The sequence below is a fragment of the Amphritea sp. genome (genome assembly GCF_050300915.1).
Classification (GTDB): Bacteria; Pseudomonadota; Gammaproteobacteria; order Pseudomonadales; family Balneatricaceae; genus Amphritea.
Map to the genome: position 1 here is coordinate 1 of NZ_JBNKYN010000094.1, position 17,467 is coordinate 17,467.

Genomic DNA, 17,467 nt, shown 5'->3' on the forward strand with positions numbered 1-17,467 from the left:
AGGGCAAAGACTTGGCACATACTACGGACCAGCTCAATCAAATGGTCCTAGAGCGATCTGTCGTTATGTCCCTGATGGTGCTAATGGAGAGCCCGCTGGTGCGAGAGAACCTTATTGGAAGGTTAAAACACCAGGCCAAGCCGGATGGCAAAGATTTAATCTGAGCGGTAACCCTATTACACCTGAGCAAGCTCATCCAAGTCTTCGTGGAGGGCCGCGAGGGGGAATGGTCAGAGGATTTGGTTCGATGGTCATCTTTAGCGAAGTGATACGAGCTATTGCAGACTATCGAGAGGCACAGCGTAATGGACAGTGTACAATGATAGAGGACGAGATCCCGAGTTGTATCTAAGCAATTATGGATTAAATAGTATGAAGAAAAATGAAAATGATGTTTTGTCGAGGGACGAGTCGTTCACCAACGCTGTGTTTTACTTTGTCCAGGCTCTGGATATAGCAACTCAAAGTGCAGTAGATCAGTGCGAGTATTTTGGTGATTATAATGTTGCATGGGAATTGCTAGATGAACTTTCAAGCATAAATTTTTTGGTTAATGAATTTCCCGAAAATTTTACCGAAGATGAGTTGGTTAAATTGAATGAAATTAGTAAGGCGCTGGCAGTTATACCAGACTCTCTTCTGGTTGAAGCTAAAACAAGAAAGGAAAATTTGATTGCCTTGGAAAATCCTGTTTGGGAGCCTATTCGTACTCAGTCATTAATTGCAATCGAAATATTTAAAAAGCGTAGTTTAGAATAGCGTGAATCAAATAGAGTGTTCATTCGGCCAGCAGGGTGTGCATTTTGGGCCAGCGCCTACATACCAATGAATATCTTTGCTGGAAGCATGCATCGACAATTGGGAGGAATGCAGTTCATTTACTTGGTTGAGGTGTCGTTATAGGTTTCGTATAAAAATACGGTAAGATCTTAATGAGTATGGTGATTACAGATCGCTTCAATAGCAAGACACCGCCTTATATCAGTAGATATGAGAGGTGGCAAAAGAGCCATTGAGTGCAGCGACCCAGATAAAAAGAGGAGGCAGCCAGAGCACGACCAGAAAGATAGCCCCGCAAACAGAGGCCCGGATGGAAAGCTCAGTACTGCCCGTTACAGATAGCCATCAGTTATGCGATGAGAGTGCATCCCTGACTTTGCATACCAGGCCGCCTATGGGGCGGGGCTTCGGGGGAGTTATCTGTTTGTTCAGATAATCAACCACGGCTTTTTCAGGGTCTGTTTCAGCCGTCAGCACGGCATTGATACCCCGCAGAGCCATTTTGTTCACAAAATTATCTCCGGCGCTGGCACCAATCACCACATCACAATCGACTAACGGGTGGGGCATATCATCCTTATAATAATGAAACACCAGCTCTCTGGGCAGAGTGATCATCTCGACCAGTTTTATCTGCTGTAGTGCGTCCGACTGAAAAATAATCCAGCTTTTACATTTACCGATATGTCCGGCGACCGATATACCATCTCTGCTGGCAACTGCTATTTTCATCTGCATACCCTACTCAGCACGTTGAATTCATCATTAAGCTTCAATCTGCCTTTGCAAATCACGGTTCCAGTTTACTTAAGTTCAGCGATCAAACCCTGACCTGAAGCAGTGTTTGGCTACGCCAAAGAAAAAAATGCAGCCAGTGCGGCTGCATTTTTAGTCTGAGGTAGTTCAGGTACAACGCTGTGCACCATACATTTCGGTGCTCTCAACTCAGGGTTAATCGCGGCATCGCATCCACCGCACTTTCCATCGCTTTATTCCACAATTTGCGCAGATCCCGCATATACTCATCGTCTTCGCCGAATGAGCGGTAACGGCCTAAAGTAAGGCTGCCATGCTGGAGTATGTACAGCTCAATCGGCGGGCCCACGGTCAGGTTACTTTTCAGCGTCGCATCCATCGAAATCAGACCGCAAACAATCGCTCTGTCAATGGAGGTGCTTTCCTGAATGACCCGGTCTAATATCGGTTTACCATATTTTATTTCACCAATCTGCAGATAGGGTACCTGGCTCGAACTGGCGATATAGTTTCCCTGCGCGTAGATCATATAAAGACCACTGGTTGCCCCAAGAATCTCACCGGCCAGCAGAAACGTCGCTTCAAATACCGAGCCCCCGCCCGCCTTTTCCTGCACTGTAACGCTGACATTGCCGATATACTCAGCAGCCTGATGCATATCAGTCACGGTCAGTAAACTAATCTCAGCACTGTTCTTAATATCCCGTTCGATAGTCGCGATAACCGCCTGAGTGGTTGCCAGGTTGCCCGCACTACAGATGACAAACTGACGTTCACCGGGAATACCATAACGCCACATTTTGCTATAGGTGCTGATATTATCGACCCCGGCACTGGTACGGGAGTCGGAAATCATGATGGTTGCCTGACTTGTTCTGATACCCACACAGTAGGTCACGGTTCTCTCCTAAATGCCCTGTTATACGACGGCTGAAAAACTAGTACCGTTGAATTATTCCTGGCCGTAGTGCTCAGGCTTCAACGCTGCTTATTATATGAGTTTTACAGCACATACCTATTATTTATTTGTCAGATGAAAGGATATTTAAACGCTCTCCCCCCGTATACTCAGGGATAACCACCGGAAATCGGTGTACTTAGATAAAAAAAAGCCACCGGCTCAGCAGCGGGTGGCTTTTCAAAATCAGAACCGGGATTTATGCAGGTTATTTACCTGAAGTAAATTCCGGATAGGCTTCCATACCACATTCGTGAACATCCATTCCTTCCATCTCCTCCTCTTCACTGGCACGCAGCCCCATCACCGCTTTGATGATCAGCAGCACGATGAAAGAGGCAACAAACATCCAGGCAAAAGTTACTGCAGTACCGATCAGCTGGGCCATGAATGTAGCATCCGGGTTACTGATCAGTACCGCAAAGATCCCCCAGATACCGGCAGCACCGTGCACTGAAATAGCCCCGACGGGATCGTCCAGTTTCAGCTTATCCAATGTCAGCACCGAGATCACTACCACCAGTCCACCTACCGCACCGATCAGCGATGCAGTACCGGCATCCGGCAGTAGTGGCTCAGCCGTAATTGCAACCAGGCCAGCCAGTGCGCCGTTGATCGTCATGGTCAGATCGGTTTTACCGAACAGAATCCGGGCAAACAGCGCTGCAACCACCATTCCGGCAGCGGCTGCTGCGTTGGTGTTAACAAAGATTTTCGCTACCGCGTTAGCCTCTTCAACATTGGCTATTTTCAGTTCTGATCCACCATTAAACCCAAACCAGCCCATCCACAGAATAAACATCCCCAGAGTTGCCATCGGCAGGTTTGCTCCGGGAATAGCCCGGACTTCACCGTTAGCACCATATTTACCTTTACGCGGCCCCACCAGAATCACAGCGGCCAGAGCGGCTGCAGCGCCCGCCATATGCACCACCACTGATCCGGCAAAATCCAGGAATCCCAGCTCATCCAGGAAACCGCCACCCCACTTCCAGTACCCCTCCAGCGGGTAGATAAAGGACACCATAAAGACAGCAAAGATCAGGAATGGCCAGAGGCGCATCCGCTCAGCCACGGCACCGGAGACAATCGACATGGTTGCAGCGGCAAACACCGCCTGGAAGATAAAATCAGCCATACTGGAGTAATACGGTGCATCATCGCCACCCGCCACCACAGCGTCCGTGCTGTTATCAGCCCCCAGAAGGAAATCCAGACCGGGAATAACCCCACTGATCGGATCAGCCGGATACATAATGTTGTAGCCCACCAGCAGGTAAGCAATACAGGCGATACCGTACAGCAAAGCGTTCTTGTTAAGAATCTCAACGGTGTTCTTGCTGCGGACCAGTCCGGCTTCGAGCATGGCAAAGCCTGCGCCCATCCACATCACCAGCACGGCACATATCAGAAAATAAAATGTATCGAGCGCGTATGACAGTTCAATTGGTAGATTACTCATCTGTTTCTCCTACAATGCAGATGCACCGGATTCTCCGGTACGAATTCTGAAAACCTGATCAAGGTCTTGAATAAACAACTTGCCATCGCCAAAAGCGCCCGTTCTGGCGGCCCCGGAAATCGCGTCCACAACCTGATCCAGCAAGGCATCATCGAGTGCAATTTCCAGTTTAATCTTGGGTACAAAACTGACACGGTACTCTGCACCCCGATAAAGTTCCGTGTGCCCCTGTTGGCGCCCATACCCCTTAACCTCAGTAACTGTCAGACCGCTCACGCCAATGGACTGTAAAGGCACTCTTACCTCATCCAGAGTGTGCGGCCGGATAATGGCCGTTATTAATTTCATCTCTCCTCCAAAATTTTCCATAAGGAATATATTATTCTTTAAAGGAATATGTAATATTCATGCCAATAATATTTTTTTATTATTATTCAATTAGTTATATTATTTTTGGCGGGATACCCCTCACTCTGTCGCACACTCTTAGTGCACCGCACCAGTACGAATCACACAGGCGTGCACTGATTAGCTATCAGAAACCTGTGCAGCAGAGTAAAAAAAACCAGCAACACCGAAGGAGGGTGTTACTGGTTTTTTGGGGGATGATGAAAGGTTTATTCTCTGCTCTGAGCAGGTCACTCAGGCAGCAGAAAGTTCTTCTTGCCGTTAATGTTTACAGCTGAAACTGACTGATCCTTGAGGCCAACACCGGAACACTTCAGGCGCATCGCTTCATCGATCAGCCAGATCAGTTTTTCGCTGGCCGCTTCGATACTCATTCCGGCAGGGCGCACATTGGAGATACAGTTACGCCGGGCATCGGTCAACCCTACCGATGGCTGGTAGGTGAAATAGATTCCCAGACTGTCGGGTGAGCTGAGCCCTGGTCGTTCGCCCACCAACAGAATCAGCAGCTCAGCCCCCAGCAGTTCGGCCACCTCATCACCAACCGCGACCCGCCCCTGAGTGACAATGGTCACCGGAGCGATACTCAACCCGCGGTTTGCTAAACGGCTCAGAACAGACCCGGCCATCGCAGCAGCGTGATTCTGTACAGCAAGGGATGACAGACCATCGGCGATCACCAGAGCAACCCTGGCACTGTCCGGGTGTTTCTGCCGGTATTCCTGCAACTGCTTCACTGAGCGCAGATCGAGTCGGCGACCCAGATCCGGACGCTGCAAATATTCAGTCCGGTCACTGGCCCGGCTGTGCAGTTGAATGGTTTGGTAGCCTGCGCTCTGTAACTGTTCCGTTAAGGGTTCAATCTGCAACGCAGTATGCACCGCATCCCGGGCGCTGGCATGATCCATCTGAAATGCCAGCAGAGCACTGGTTGGCAGACTCACGCCGGTGCGCCCCTGGGCGATACGGGCAGCAGTATAACGTCGCAGCGCCTGCCAGGGGTTCTCTGTAACAGGGGTTGTTTGCTGCGTTTGTTCCAGCTCATTCATCACCGAACTCCCTGCTCTTTTCTATAAGGATTTCAACAGGTTACTGAAGGTTTCCGGCATGCACTCAGCCAATCGTCCGGAAGGCTGGGTAATACCGACCTGCTGCAGCCAGTGATCAAATTCAGGTGCGGGCCGCAGGCCTAAAACCTCGCGAATGTAGAGGGCATCGTGAAAAGAGGTGGTCTGGTAGTTCAGCATAATATCGTCGCCCCCCGGGATCCCCATAATAAAGTTGATACCGGCTACCGCCATCTGCGTCAGCAGCATATCCATATCATCCTGATCTGCCTCTGCGTGATTGGTATAACAGATATCACACCCCATCGGCAGCCCCAGCAACTTGCCACAGAAATGATCTTCCAGCCCCGCACGAATGATCTGTTTACCGTCATACAGATATTCAGGGCCGATAAACCCCACCACCGTATTCACCAGCAGCGGATCAAAATGCCGCGCGACCGCATAGGCCCGCACTTCACAGGTTTGCTGATCCACACCATGATGGGCATTGGCCGACAGTGCACTGCCCTGCCCGGTTTCAAAATACATCACGTTGTTCCCCACGCTACCCCGTTGCAACTCGCGGGCAGCTTGATTAGCTTCACCCAGCAGCGCCAGATTGATACCAAAACTTTCATTGGCGGCCTGGGTACCGGCAATCGACTGGAAGACCAGATCGATCGGCACACCCCGGTTGATCGCTTCGATCTGATTAGTGACATGGGTGAGCACGCAGGACTGGGTTGGGATGCCATAGTGACCGATAATATCGTCCAGCATCTTTAGCAGATCGGTGACTGCCAGGTAGTTATCGGTGGCCGGATTGATACCGATCACTGCATCACCACTGCCATACATCAAACCATCCAGAATACTGGCGGCCACACCCGCCGGATCGTCAACCGGATGATTAGGCTGCAACCGGGTAGACAGGACACCCTTGCCACCCAGAGAGTTGCGAAAAGCGGTTTCATTACGGCACTTGGATGCCACCAGTATCAGATCCTGAATGCGCATCAGCTTAGAGACCGCAGCCACCATCTCCGGTGTTAAACCCGGCGACAGTTGTTTAAGCGTTGCGGTGGTAGCCTGATCGGACAGCAACCAGTTGCGAAAGTCCCCCACCGTCAGATGAGAGATTGGAGCGAAAGCGATCAGGTCGTGGCTCTCGACAATCAGCCGACTAACCTCATCGATCTCCGCAGGGATCACCTGCTCATTTAAAAAAGCCTTCAATGGCAGATCAGCCAGCCCTATCTGTGCCGCAACCCGCTGACGCGAGGAGCTTGCGGCCAGGCCCGCCAGACAATCTCCCGAACGTAGTGGTGTCGCTTTCGCCAGAAGATCCTTGAGATCAGTAAACTGCCAGCGTTGCTGTCCCGCGGTTGCCGTATAACCAGTCATGACAGATCGGTCTCCAGAAAGCTTTTTCAGATAAACAGAGATTAAGCAGAAAAATTCCGGTGCAGCCTGAACTGCACCGGATTATTTTACCAACTATAGTGTTACAGCATTAGCCTGACCACTTGTAGCGGATAACTATTTATAGTCGATATAGGTGTGATTCTCATGCAATACACTGGCAACCACTGCCCCCACCGTCGCGGCCACAGCCAGCGCCAGAATAATCATCATTACAGTTGGGCTGTCAGCAAACGTAAAATAGGCTTCTGCACCTTCCCAGGTCGTAATAGGACTAGAGTTCATCGTCGTTCTCCTTATGCTGTTGCAGTAATTTTAGTTGCCGGAATCTCTGCAGGTGCAGAGTATGCAGGCACAGATTCAGGATAAGCTTGCAGCGGTACTTCCACGATATCCAGCCCCATCTCTTCAGCTTTAGGTGGAACACGCAGGAAGTTCATTTTAGCCATCACGTATGACAGACCAAAGCCAGGGACGAAGCCCAGCAGAGCCATGACGCCCGCACTCATCAGCTGACCGGAGAAGGAAACATCTGGCGCACCTTCAACAACATTTGGAAAGCCGCTGGCAAAGATACCCAGACTGACAATACCGATCAGACCACCGACACCGTGAACAGCAAAGGCGCCAACCGCATCGTCGATCTTGAACTTGTTGGTGATAAATTTATCAGCCAGTGGTGAAACGACACCGCCGGTAATACCCAGCACGAATGCCAGAGGCGGATAGTAGAGATCAAGGCCTGGCGCGGCGCAGAAAATACCGGACAGCGCACCAGACATCATCCAGAACGGCTGACGGGTAACAAAGTATGCGCCGATAATACCGCCGGAGAAGGCCATCAGTGTGTTGAAGCTGACCGCAGACAGCGTCACCGGAGTGCCGAAGATAGTAGTCCACTGCGCGCCACCGGTGTAGATGATGCAGCCGCCGAGGAAGCCAAAGAAACCCACGATAATCAGCATCAGACCGATAATGGTCATCGGCATACTATGGCCTTTGATATCAACCACAGTGCCATCTGCCAGGAAACGACCAATACGTGGCCCCAGATTAATGGTCACACCCAGTGCGAAGAAACCGGCAACCATATGTACGCAACCAGCCGCACCAAAGTCGTGGAAGCCCCACTCAACGGTAAGCCAGCCAGAAGGATGCCAGCCCCAGGCAGCCCCCAGAACCCAGACAACTGAGCCCAGAATAATGGCCAGAATCAGGAATGAACTCATGCGGATACGTTCAATGACTGCGCCTGAAAAAATCGAGGCGGTGGTTGCAGCAAAGAGTACGAAAGCACCCCAGAAGATACCACTGGCATTATCAGTCAGGTTTGGCCCCATATTCAGCGACCAGGGTAAACCTGCAGCGCCTGCTTCATAATCCGGTGTGAAACCGTTATACATCGCCAGATAGATCCACCAGCCGAAGAAGAAGAAAGTGGGAATAATAAAGGCAAAAGCCAGAATGTTTTTCACACCGGACGCCAATGCGTTTTTCAGGCGGGATGCACCCATCTCATACGCCAGAAAGCCTGCATGGATAATCACCATCAGACCGGTACACCACCAATAGAACACCTCCATATTGATGGTGCCCGTCATCTCAATCAGAGTTTGCAACTCTGCAAGTGTAGGGGCTGTCTGCTCCATTTTGGAAACCTCTCATCAGTTAAATTTCTAGTGTTAAGCGTTAGAACTGTGACTCAAACAGTCAAACTTTTATTTATCATTGGTAAACTTTATTTCTCCCAAGGAAATGCAGATATCATACCAAACTAATTATTTTTTGATTTATATCAAAAGGTTAACGAATATAGGCTGTACTTTTACATCTATTTTTGCTTCAAAAACCGACCCTGTTTGGTGCATTGCATCATTTAGGGTCATTTTTAAGCTTCATCACATAACAGTTGAACGCTCAGCCTTCGCCTTCGCGGCGCTGTCCACAGAAGAAGCCGATGCCATAATCGGATGACTGGAAAGTGATAATCGAACCTTTAGGGAAGTAGAAAATATCGCCTGCGGTAGCCACCACCTCATTCCCCTCCTGATCGGAGATCGTCATCTCACCTTCGACGATAATCTTCATCTCATGGTAGGTGTATTCATACACCAGCGGTGCATCGGACTTTTCCATGCGGAAGAAGCCGCTGACGATGGTTTTGTCGGCATCATCCGATACCAGTACATCCCCCAGAAAAGCGTTGCTTCCGGGACGCTCCATACTCGGTTGTTTCATCTGTGACGCTTGTTTTATGTAGGTCATAGCCATGGGTATTACTCCTTCGAGTTGATAAAAAGTGAATTAACTTCTGACCCGGGTTCGTTCCGGGTCATAGAAAGGCAGCGAGGTGACGCTGACCGCTATTCGTTTACGCTGACCATCGAGTTGCCCGACCTCCAGCGTGGTGCCCGGTTCAACAAACTGGGGCTCTATGCGACACAGCGCGATCTGACTTTTAAGCGCGGGTGAATAGGTAGAACTGGTCACAACCCCCACCGGAAACCGGCCATTAAAAACAGGATCTCCGTGACTCACGGTCTCCTGGCTGTTGATTAACAGCCCTACCAGTTTTTTTCGACTAGCCGGGTTTTGAGCCTCTATGGCTGTCCGGCCAACAAAATCATCGGTCTTGGTTTTCAGCGGTACGGTAAAACCGATACCCGCTTCATATGGGTTGGTTTCGGCGCAAAACTCATGTTCGGCAAAGATCAGCCCCGCTTCGATACGCAACATATCCAGGGCATCAAATCCCAGCGGAGCGATGCCAAAGGGCTCGCCGGTTTCCCAGATACGATCCCACACCTCTGCGGCATTATCGGGATGGCACCAGACCTCAAACCCCAGTTCGCCGGTGTAGCCGGTGCGGGAGACCATCACCGGAATACCCTCCGGACCATCCAGCCGACCGGTCATAAAACGGAACCAGCCCAGTTCAGATACCGGCGTACAAGCCTCCCCATTCCAGATGATCTGCTGTAACAGGTGACGGCTTTGCGGCCCCTGCACAGCGACGTTATGAATCTGATCGGTCGATTCGCACACCTGTACCTGCAACCCCTTTTCAGCAGCCAACTGGCGTAACCAGATACCGCAATAGGAGTCGCCACAGATCCAGCGGAACGCGTGTTGCCCCATCCGGAACAACGTACCGTCATCGATCATCCCACCGGTGCTGTGGCACACCGCCGAGTAGACCACTTCGCCAATCGACATCCTGGCTACATTTCGGGTCAGGGCATATTGCAGCAGGGTTTCAGCATCAGGCCCCAGCACTTCAAATTTTCGCAGCGGTGTCAGATCGATCATCGCCACCCTTTCGCGACAAGCCAGATACTCCGCTCTGGCACCATAGTTCTGATATTCGGAGGCCACCCAGTAACCACGATACTCAGTAAACTGCTTTGTCAGGGTGGAGGTGCGGCTATGAAAACCAGTTGGCTTAGTCATACGGGGTTGTTCCTCGGGTGTTATCCGGTATCCCACTGAACGGGGAAACTCACAGGTTGCGGGGTAGATGCGGATATGGATATCGGTTGGGTTCCAGCCGTTAGCCGGATCAATATCGTCGGGGCAGGCGGAAGAAGCACAGATCAGATCCCGTGAGGCCCGCAACAGTACATAGTCGCCGGCACGGGACCAGGGTTCGGCGAAGCCGATGGTGCCGCAGTCGCCAGCCTGGGTATTAAAAAAGAAGTTGATCGCAGGCCAGCCTGCCCTGGGGGCGATGCCGTAGTCACTGAGGCAACGATTGAAATTTTCAGTACAGTTGATATGGCCAAAATAACCACTGTCTGCGTAATATTTGCTATTACAGGCAAACAGAAAGCTGTCATGCCGACCGACAGTATCCTGCACTAATTCGAGCATGGTTTGCTGCTGTGCATCGGTAAACTTCGAGTGCAAGCCCGGTTGCGGCAGAGTCAGCCCATTAAGGGTTCGGGTGGCCACTGCATCCAGCGCAACCTCCTCCCCCCGTGCCAGCGCCGCGGCATCAAAGGCGATAAAATCACTGCACTGTTTGCCCTCAACATCGATAATCTGAATCCACTCACCCGCTTTCACCGCATAACTCTTTGCGCTGCATCTGGGCACCCGGAATTCACAACGTGGCGCAGCCAGGGGCTGTGGTAACACCTCGTCAGCGGTGGTGAAATGGGCTATCTGTAACGCGGTTACCGGGGATTGCTCAACCACCTGCATATCCCGGCCACAACAGAGCACCACCAGAGTGACCGCAGCAGTGACTTCAAATTCTGGCAGTGTCTGTGGCGTAAAACAGCAAGCCCGTTGCAGTGTTTGTTCACTGATCTCCCAGGCCTGCAACAACGCCTTTAAGCGCAATCCTGAGCCTCCTGGCTGATCCAGTTGCGCCAGGGTATTCACTGCCATACTGCACGCGTATGAAGGTGACGATGCTTCAATCACACCGCCCTCGGGATCGATAAACAGCAACTCACACCCCTGCTGCATATCGGCTGAGGTAATGCAGATTTTGTCGCCCTGCTGCAGATCAAGACGCAGAGCCTCCTGCCCCTCCAGCCGATACAACCGCGGTATCCACTCATCCTTCATTCTATCCTCGGCAGGGTGTTGCTGAATCGTCATAGAAAAGCCTCAATTACCTTTTAACCCGATTGTCTTTCGTCTACAGCGCTATGTGAGTGCACTATCAAGCACTTCAGAACTAACTTGGTGCACACAGATCTTCGCTTTGACCGCAGAAATTAATTTCCCAATGGTTAAAAATATTTACTCATGGTGATTTGAGACACAATTCTCAGGAAGGGGTAATCCATAGTGAGTAGCCCCTCATCTATGGCACAAAAACTGCAAAGTTAACTCTGGAAGAAAACCTTTCCCTGAGCGGGAAACCAGCAGTAAGGAGGTTCGAATGGCGGTTTCATTGCCACTATGGCTGCACAATTTTCCCCGGCTGTTTCGCGATCAGCCCGCACCACAAAAAGAGATTGTCTGCGCCCCGGCCCTGACACAACTGGTGGTCGATCTGGCTTGCAGCGAAGATATCCGGCTCAGCCTGGAACAGGCACTAAACCGACTGCAAAGCTATATCGGTTTCTATCTTCAGGCGCAGGTCTATCTGATCGGTATGCCGACCCCGCAGCGGGATCAGCTACTGCACGCCGCATCAATCACCCCGCCAATCGGCCTGGCCGGTCAGCTGCGCTATCAACTGACGGAGCATTGCCTCAGTGACGCCAATGAGTTGCGCTATAAACTACCGGGCACAGCGCTGTCTGTTCATGCCCTGCAGTTACGCTTTGATGAACAGAGTCCGGCGGGCTGGATGGTGCTCTGCTTTAAAGACAGCCTGCCGGATAGCGAGCAGATCAACCGGGTATCGGGCCCGGTTGCCGAGGCTCTCAGCGGTGGGCTGAGTAGCTGGTACCGGCAGCAGTCCCGCATCAATGCCGCGATCTCATCAGAGAAAGCCGCCCATGCAGCCGAACTGCATGACTCCATGGCGCAGATTCTCGGCTATATGCGGATTAAGGCATCGCGGCTGGCGGATCAGTGTAAGCGCACATCCGAACCGGAACTGGCGGCAATCAGTGAAGACCTGTGCCATCAGGCCCAGTGCGCCTATCGCCAGACCCGGGAACTGATCGCCTGCTCAAGGCTGTCTATCGAACAGGGACAGCTGGTTGAGGCGATCAGCCAGGCCATCAGCGAATTCGAACAGCGCAGCGCTATTGTTTTTGAACTGGATAACCGGGTGGGTGCCCAGCTGATCACCGAAGATGACTCCCAGGCGATCTTTATTATTCGTGAAGCCCTCAACAACATCGTCCGCCATGCCCATGCCTCGCATGCCCGGGTACAGCTATTACCCCTGAGTGATAGCTCTATACGGATCCGTATTGAGGATAACGGTAAGGGGATCTGTGCCGAACAGGCCCGCCAGGACAGCTTTGGCATGAAAATCATGCAGGAGCGGGCACAGCGGATCCACGCCAGCCTGTTTATTCTGCCACGCCCCCAGGGCGGCACCCGTATAGATCTGGTGATTGCCGACGCCCCCCGATGAACCCAACTGAATGTGATGATCTTATGAATGAAGTTAGCCCGACCCATGTCATTATTGTTGATGACCACCCTCTGTTCCGACGGGGGGTGGTTGAGCTGCTGAACGACAGTGGCGAGTTCAGAGTACTGGCGGATTTCGACGGAGGACAGCAGCTGCTTGACGCCCTCCCCGGCCTCTGCCCCGATCTGCTGTTACTGGATATGCATATGCCGGAGCTTTCCGGGCTGCAACTGTTGCAGCAGCTTAAACAGATGGGGGTGGAGCAGAAGATCGTCTTTCTCACCGCATCGGATGACAGCAGCGAACTGTTTGAGGCGATCTCGGCGGGTGCACATGGCTATCTGCTGAAAGATTCCGCACCTGATCTGATCATCAGTGGCCTTAAAGATGTTATGCAGGGCAATATCGCCATGGATAATACCGGCGTCACTATGCTGGCACACCATCTGAGTAAGGGGGATCAACAGACCCGGGACACAAAAGGCAATAATCACTTCGATCTGACCGAACGGGAGCAACAAACGCTGGCACTGATTACCCGGGGAATGAGCAATAAACTGATCGCCCGGGAACTGGGTATCAGTGATGGCACGGTTAAGGTCTATGTTAAAAACCTGCTGCGTAAACTGAACGTCAGCTCCCGCCTGGAGCTGGCCGCCTGGGCCCATGCCAATCTGCCTCCTACAGGTAAGTCTGCCCCTTCAGAGACAGGAGGAGGTCTATGACGGTGCTCAGGTTGTTTCGCCGTACACCCAGTGCAGATCTGCCAGCGCTAAGCGAAGTACTCAACAGTCTGGGAGATGCTGTTTTAGTGTTTAACAGCGATCTGCAAATCAGCTACGTCAACGCCTGTTGGAAAACACTGACGGGGTACACCAGTAAAGAAGCAACCGGCACCTGCTTCAGTGACTATGTCCACCCGGAAGAGCTGAAAAACTGGATCGATATCACCCGGCAGGTTAGCCGGGGGAGCGATGGCCAGTTTCTCTGGTTCCGCCTGATCCGCAAAGATAGCGAGGTACGCTGGTGTGAAATTCGCCTGCAACCGTTGCGCAGCGGGGACCCTTTTCCCCTGACGGCCACCCTTTGCGATATCACCCCTCAGGTTCGGGAGGATGAGATCAGCAAAGCCAGCCATCGCAGCCTGTCTGGATTAGTTAACCGGATACCGGGAATGCTCTATCGGGGGCGTAATGATACCCGCTGGACCATGGAGTATGTCAGTGAAGGGTGCCAGGAACTCACCGGTTACAACCGTGATCAGCTGCTCAATCAGACCCAGCTCTCCATCGGGGGTCTGATCCACCCCAATGATGCGGGCAGAGTCTGGGAAACGGTACAACAGGCCCTGCAGCAGCACCGTTGCTTTGAGTTGTACTACCAGATACTCCATGCCGACGGTCTGTACCGTCAGGTGTATGAAAAAGGCCAGGGTATCTACTCTTCAACCGGTGCCGTACTGGGTGTGGAAGGGATCATTCTCAATATCAGCCCCCCTTCAGAGTAACCCGGGTTACCCCTTTTGACTTATCCACTCTGAGGAATTTATCACCGCCCGATATCTTAATAACCTGATGAAAAGAACGTAATTATCAGGAGATAACAGATGACAAAGCGAGTAGCGATAATCGGTGCCGGCCCCAGTGGTCTGGCTCAACTGCGGGCCTTTCAGTCAGCTCAGGCGAAAGGTGCAGAGATACCAGAGATGGTCTGCTTTGAAAAACAGAGCGACTGGGGTGGCTTATGGAACTATACCTGGCGCACCGGCCTGGATGAGCATGGCGAGCCAGTACATGGCAGTATGTATCGCTACCTCTGGTCCAACGGCCCGAAAGAGTGTCTGGAATTCGCTGATTACAGTTTTGATGAACATTTCGGTAAACCGATCGCCTCTTACCCGCCCCGCGAAGTGCTCTGGGATTACATTAAAGGCCGGGTAGAGAAAGCCGGGGTGCGCGACTATATCCGCTTTAACACCCCAGTGCGCAACATCACCTTCGATGACACCAGCAAGCTTTTCACCGTAACCGTACACGATCACAATACCGATACTGTTTACTCTGAAGAGTTCGACTATGTAGTCTGTGCCTCGGGCCACTTTTCTACTCCACGGGTACCGGAATTTGAGGGCTTCAGCACCTTTGGCGGCCGCATTCTGCATGCCCATGATTTTCGTGACGCACTGGAATTTAAAGGCAAGGATATTCTGCTGGTCGGCAGCAGTTACTCCGCCGAAGATATCGGTTCTCAGTGTTACAAATATGGTGCCCGCAGCCTGATCAGTTGTTACCGCACCGCGCCGATGAACTACAAGTGGCCAAAAAACTGGGAAGAAAAACCGCTGCTGCAACGGGTGGATACCGATACCGCCTACTTTGCCGATGGCAGCAGCCGTAAGATTGATGCCATCATCCTCTGCACCGGCTATCTGCATCACTTCCCCTTCATCGACGAATCCCTGCGCCTGAAAACCGACAACCGCCTCTGGGCGATGGACCTCTATAAAGGGGTCGTCTGGGAACACAATACCCAGATGTTCTATCTCGGTATGCAGGATCAGTGGTACACCTTCAATATGTTCGATGCCCAGGCCTGGTATGTGCGCGATGTTATTCTCGGTCGAATCGAACTACCTGCGACCAAAGAGGAGATGACCGCCAACAGCATGGAGTGGCGTGAACGGGAACTACCCCTGAAAACCGCCGAAGAGATGTTTACCTTCCAGGGCGATTACATCCTCGAACTGATTGAAGCGACCGATTATCCCACCTTCGATATCGAAGGCGTGCGCCAGACCTTCCTGGAGTGGAAACACCACAAGAAGGAAAACATTATGACCTTCCGCGACTACTCTTTCCGCTCACTGATGACCGGCACGATGTCCCCACCGCACCACACGCCCTGGATCGATGCGCTGGACGACTCTCTGGAAGCCTATCTGTCTGATAAGAGCGAGGTTAAACAGGCAGGTTAACACTACCCGGGCCGGTCACTGACCGGCCTTTTGCATCATTAAAGAAACCATCAGGAAACACACTATGAATCGGGTCACAAAAATTATTGATAAAAGCGTCACCCCCATAACTGATGATCTGGAGGGCTGGGAGAAGATCGATGGTAACCCCACCATGACCACCTGGATCGAATACACCAGCCCCGACGAGTCGATGATCACCGGCTGCTGGGCTGCCACGCCGGGTACTTATCGTGCCACCTACGCCAGCTGGGAGTTTATCCACCTGATCGAAGGCAAAGTGATTATCACTGAGGATGGTCAGGAACCGCAGACCCTGATGCCCGGTGATGCTTTTATGGTTGATGCTGGCTTTACCGGCACCTGGGAGATCATTGAACCGGTGTTTAAGCACTTTGCGATTAAGTTGAAATAGGCGTTTCAACCAGAGCGCTCGTAAACTAAGCAGCGGAACAGAAGCTGCTTAGTTTATACCGATAAAGAAGGATGATTTGCTCTGATAACATCGCAGCAAAATATTTGTGCTACGCAGGCAGAGATATCGACAGTAGAAACTTATCTGTTAACCGAGTAAGGGTCTTCCGCCAGCAGATAAGCCCGCAGATCAGCCCTGCGCGGGTGATCATTCAGCCACGCCCTTATCTCTTTAATCTTTTCATATGACTCGTCACCGAACCGCTCCCTGTAGATATCTGCGAATGTCATTTCTGCATTCTGCTCGCGCAGTGACCGCTGCCACTCAGCGGTAAAAATCTTATTGAGTGAACCCGCTAATTTCTGCTCCTTCAGATACTGCCACTCGCCTTTGTCCAGCAAGACACCGCCAACACTGGGACTGTAGTCCAGCCGGTGATCACTGCTATTGGAAATTTTGTATTTATGCATCAGGGTGCCGGTCATTGGGCAGATTAATGCCTGTTTGCTATCGTCAGCTTCGAACGCATCTTCCTGAACAAAAGCGTGTTCCGGATGACGCTCCTTCCAGGCGACATAATCCTCAATCAATAGCCAGTTACCCCCGCAGTCATCGCAGGTATGTGCGCGAAATAAACCTTCCAGAAAACTGGGAACCAGATTACCTTTCTTACAGATCGGGCATTTCATCCTAAGCGTTACCTCACATTGTGCTGAACAGATTAATGTTGACAGTTGGCAGATGCGTGCCAGACCCACTGCATGAACGGCAGGGTAACGGTAAGATTGAGAGAGGAAGTAGTACTGAACAGCGCATAGCCATCTCCTGGCAGAAAAAACGAGAATGCGCAGAACGTTGCATTCTTAACCCGGCGATCTATTGCGCCAGCGTTTTTTAACCTATCCCTTTGTTATCCTGATGTTTTGCTGACTCAGCACGATGGTAAGTAGCAACACAGGCCTTGCAGTCACGATCATCCAAGCATAGCGACTGAGGCGCAGAAAATAAACAGCGACATGACAGCTTTATGCCTGACTATGGCCCGGGGCTTTCTGAAGCGATAACACTGTCAGCACAATTGGACACGTCCTGCTCCGCTGCCGCCAACACAACCCGATTGCGGCCACGCTCTTTCGCTGCATAAAGAGCGCTATCGGCGCGTCCGAGTAAGCAACGTTCATCTTTATCAGATAC

Annotated in this window: 17 protein-coding genes; 6 read left to right on the forward strand and 11 right to left on the reverse strand. The window is 51.6% G+C overall.

What is annotated here, in order from left to right; all coding sequences use genetic code 11:
• Nucleotides 1–372 precede the first annotated feature (372 nt).
• Complete coding sequence (locus ACQY8X_RS18475) at nucleotides 373–759, forward strand: hypothetical protein (protein WP_428036605.1); 387 nt, start codon at nucleotides 373–375, stop codon at nucleotides 757–759.
• A gap of 366 nt (nucleotides 760–1,125) precedes the next feature.
• Here ACQY8X_RS18475 and ACQY8X_RS18480 read toward each other — a convergent pair whose 3' ends face one another.
• From ACQY8X_RS18480 to ACQY8X_RS18525, 10 genes are all read right to left on the reverse strand, one after another.
• Complete coding sequence (locus ACQY8X_RS18480) at nucleotides 1,126–1,512, reverse strand: NifB/NifX family molybdenum-iron cluster-binding protein (protein ID WP_428036606.1); 387 nt, start codon at nucleotides 1,510–1,512, stop codon at nucleotides 1,126–1,128.
• A 208-nt stretch (nucleotides 1,513–1,720) separates the two neighbouring features.
• The gene (locus tag ACQY8X_RS18485) at nucleotides 1,721–2,434 is read right to left on the reverse strand and encodes a peptidase (RefSeq protein ID WP_428036607.1); all 714 of its coding nucleotides are present in this window, start codon (nucleotides 2,432–2,434) and stop codon (nucleotides 1,721–1,723) included.
• Between the two features lie 268 nt (nucleotides 2,435–2,702).
• The gene (locus tag ACQY8X_RS18490) at nucleotides 2,703–3,956 is read right to left on the reverse strand and encodes an ammonium transporter (protein ID WP_428036608.1); all 1,254 of its coding nucleotides are present in this window, start codon (nucleotides 3,954–3,956) and stop codon (nucleotides 2,703–2,705) included.
• A gap of 9 nt (nucleotides 3,957–3,965) precedes the next feature.
• A complete protein-coding gene (locus ACQY8X_RS18495) occupies nucleotides 3,966–4,304 on the reverse strand; it encodes a P-II family nitrogen regulator (RefSeq protein ID WP_428036609.1) in 339 nt (112 codons plus the stop codon).
• A gap of 290 nt (nucleotides 4,305–4,594) precedes the next feature.
• A complete protein-coding gene (gene eutC, locus ACQY8X_RS18500) occupies nucleotides 4,595–5,413 on the reverse strand; it encodes an ethanolamine ammonia-lyase subunit EutC (RefSeq protein ID WP_428036610.1) in 819 nt (272 codons plus the stop codon).
• Between the two features lie 21 nt (nucleotides 5,414–5,434).
• A complete protein-coding gene (locus ACQY8X_RS18505; protein ID WP_428036611.1) occupies nucleotides 5,435–6,817 on the reverse strand; it encodes an ethanolamine ammonia-lyase subunit EutB in 1,383 nt (460 codons plus the stop codon).
• Between the two features lie 135 nt (nucleotides 6,818–6,952).
• Complete coding sequence (locus ACQY8X_RS18510) at nucleotides 6,953–7,120, reverse strand: hypothetical protein (RefSeq protein ID WP_428036612.1); 168 nt, start codon at nucleotides 7,118–7,120, stop codon at nucleotides 6,953–6,955.
• An 11-nt stretch (nucleotides 7,121–7,131) separates the two neighbouring features.
• Nucleotides 7,132–8,484, reverse strand: coding sequence for an ammonium transporter (locus tag ACQY8X_RS18515; RefSeq protein WP_428036613.1), 1,353 nt, complete (start codon nucleotides 8,482–8,484; stop codon nucleotides 7,132–7,134).
• A 268-nt stretch (nucleotides 8,485–8,752) separates the two neighbouring features.
• Nucleotides 8,753–9,106: a cupin domain-containing protein gene (locus ACQY8X_RS18520; RefSeq protein WP_428036614.1), complete on the reverse strand. Its 354-nt coding sequence runs from the start codon at nucleotides 9,104–9,106 to the stop codon at nucleotides 8,753–8,755.
• Between the two features lie 33 nt (nucleotides 9,107–9,139).
• A complete protein-coding gene (locus ACQY8X_RS18525) occupies nucleotides 9,140–11,443 on the reverse strand; it encodes a DUF1989 domain-containing protein (protein ID WP_428036615.1) in 2,304 nt (767 codons plus the stop codon).
• Nucleotides 11,444–11,729: 286 nt separating this feature from the next.
• On the opposite strand from ACQY8X_RS18525, the gene ACQY8X_RS18530 reads away from it, so the two are divergent.
• From ACQY8X_RS18530 to ACQY8X_RS18550, 5 genes are all read left to right on the forward strand, one after another.
• Nucleotides 11,730–12,884, forward strand: a complete 1,155-nt coding sequence (locus ACQY8X_RS18530) for a sensor histidine kinase (RefSeq protein WP_428036616.1) — start codon at nucleotides 11,730–11,732, stop codon at nucleotides 12,882–12,884.
• A gap of 23 nt (nucleotides 12,885–12,907) precedes the next feature.
• On the forward strand, nucleotides 12,908–13,609 hold the full coding sequence (locus tag ACQY8X_RS18535) for a response regulator (RefSeq protein ID WP_428036617.1): 702 nt from the start codon (nucleotides 12,908–12,910) through the stop codon (nucleotides 13,607–13,609).
• Entirely contained in the window at nucleotides 13,606–14,391 is a 786-nt protein-coding gene (locus ACQY8X_RS18540) for a PAS domain-containing protein (RefSeq protein WP_428036618.1), read from the forward strand. Before ACQY8X_RS18535 ends, ACQY8X_RS18540 begins: the two co-directional genes overlap by 4 nt.
• Nucleotides 14,392–14,490: 99 nt before the next feature.
• Nucleotides 14,491–15,858, forward strand: a complete 1,368-nt coding sequence (locus ACQY8X_RS18545) for an NAD(P)-binding domain-containing protein (protein WP_428036619.1) — start codon at nucleotides 14,491–14,493, stop codon at nucleotides 15,856–15,858.
• 64 nt (nucleotides 15,859–15,922) lie between these two features.
• Nucleotides 15,923–16,273 (forward strand): cupin domain-containing protein, encoded by a 351-nt coding sequence (locus ACQY8X_RS18550; RefSeq protein WP_428036620.1) that lies wholly within the window; start codon nucleotides 15,923–15,925, stop codon nucleotides 16,271–16,273.
• Nucleotides 16,274–16,413: 140 nt separating this feature from the next.
• On the opposite strand, the gene ACQY8X_RS18555 is transcribed toward ACQY8X_RS18550, so the two are convergent.
• On the reverse strand, nucleotides 16,414–16,962 hold the full coding sequence (locus ACQY8X_RS18555) for a zf-TFIIB domain-containing protein (RefSeq protein WP_428036621.1): 549 nt from the start codon (nucleotides 16,960–16,962) through the stop codon (nucleotides 16,414–16,416).
• Nucleotides 16,963–17,467: the final 505 nt, after the last annotated feature.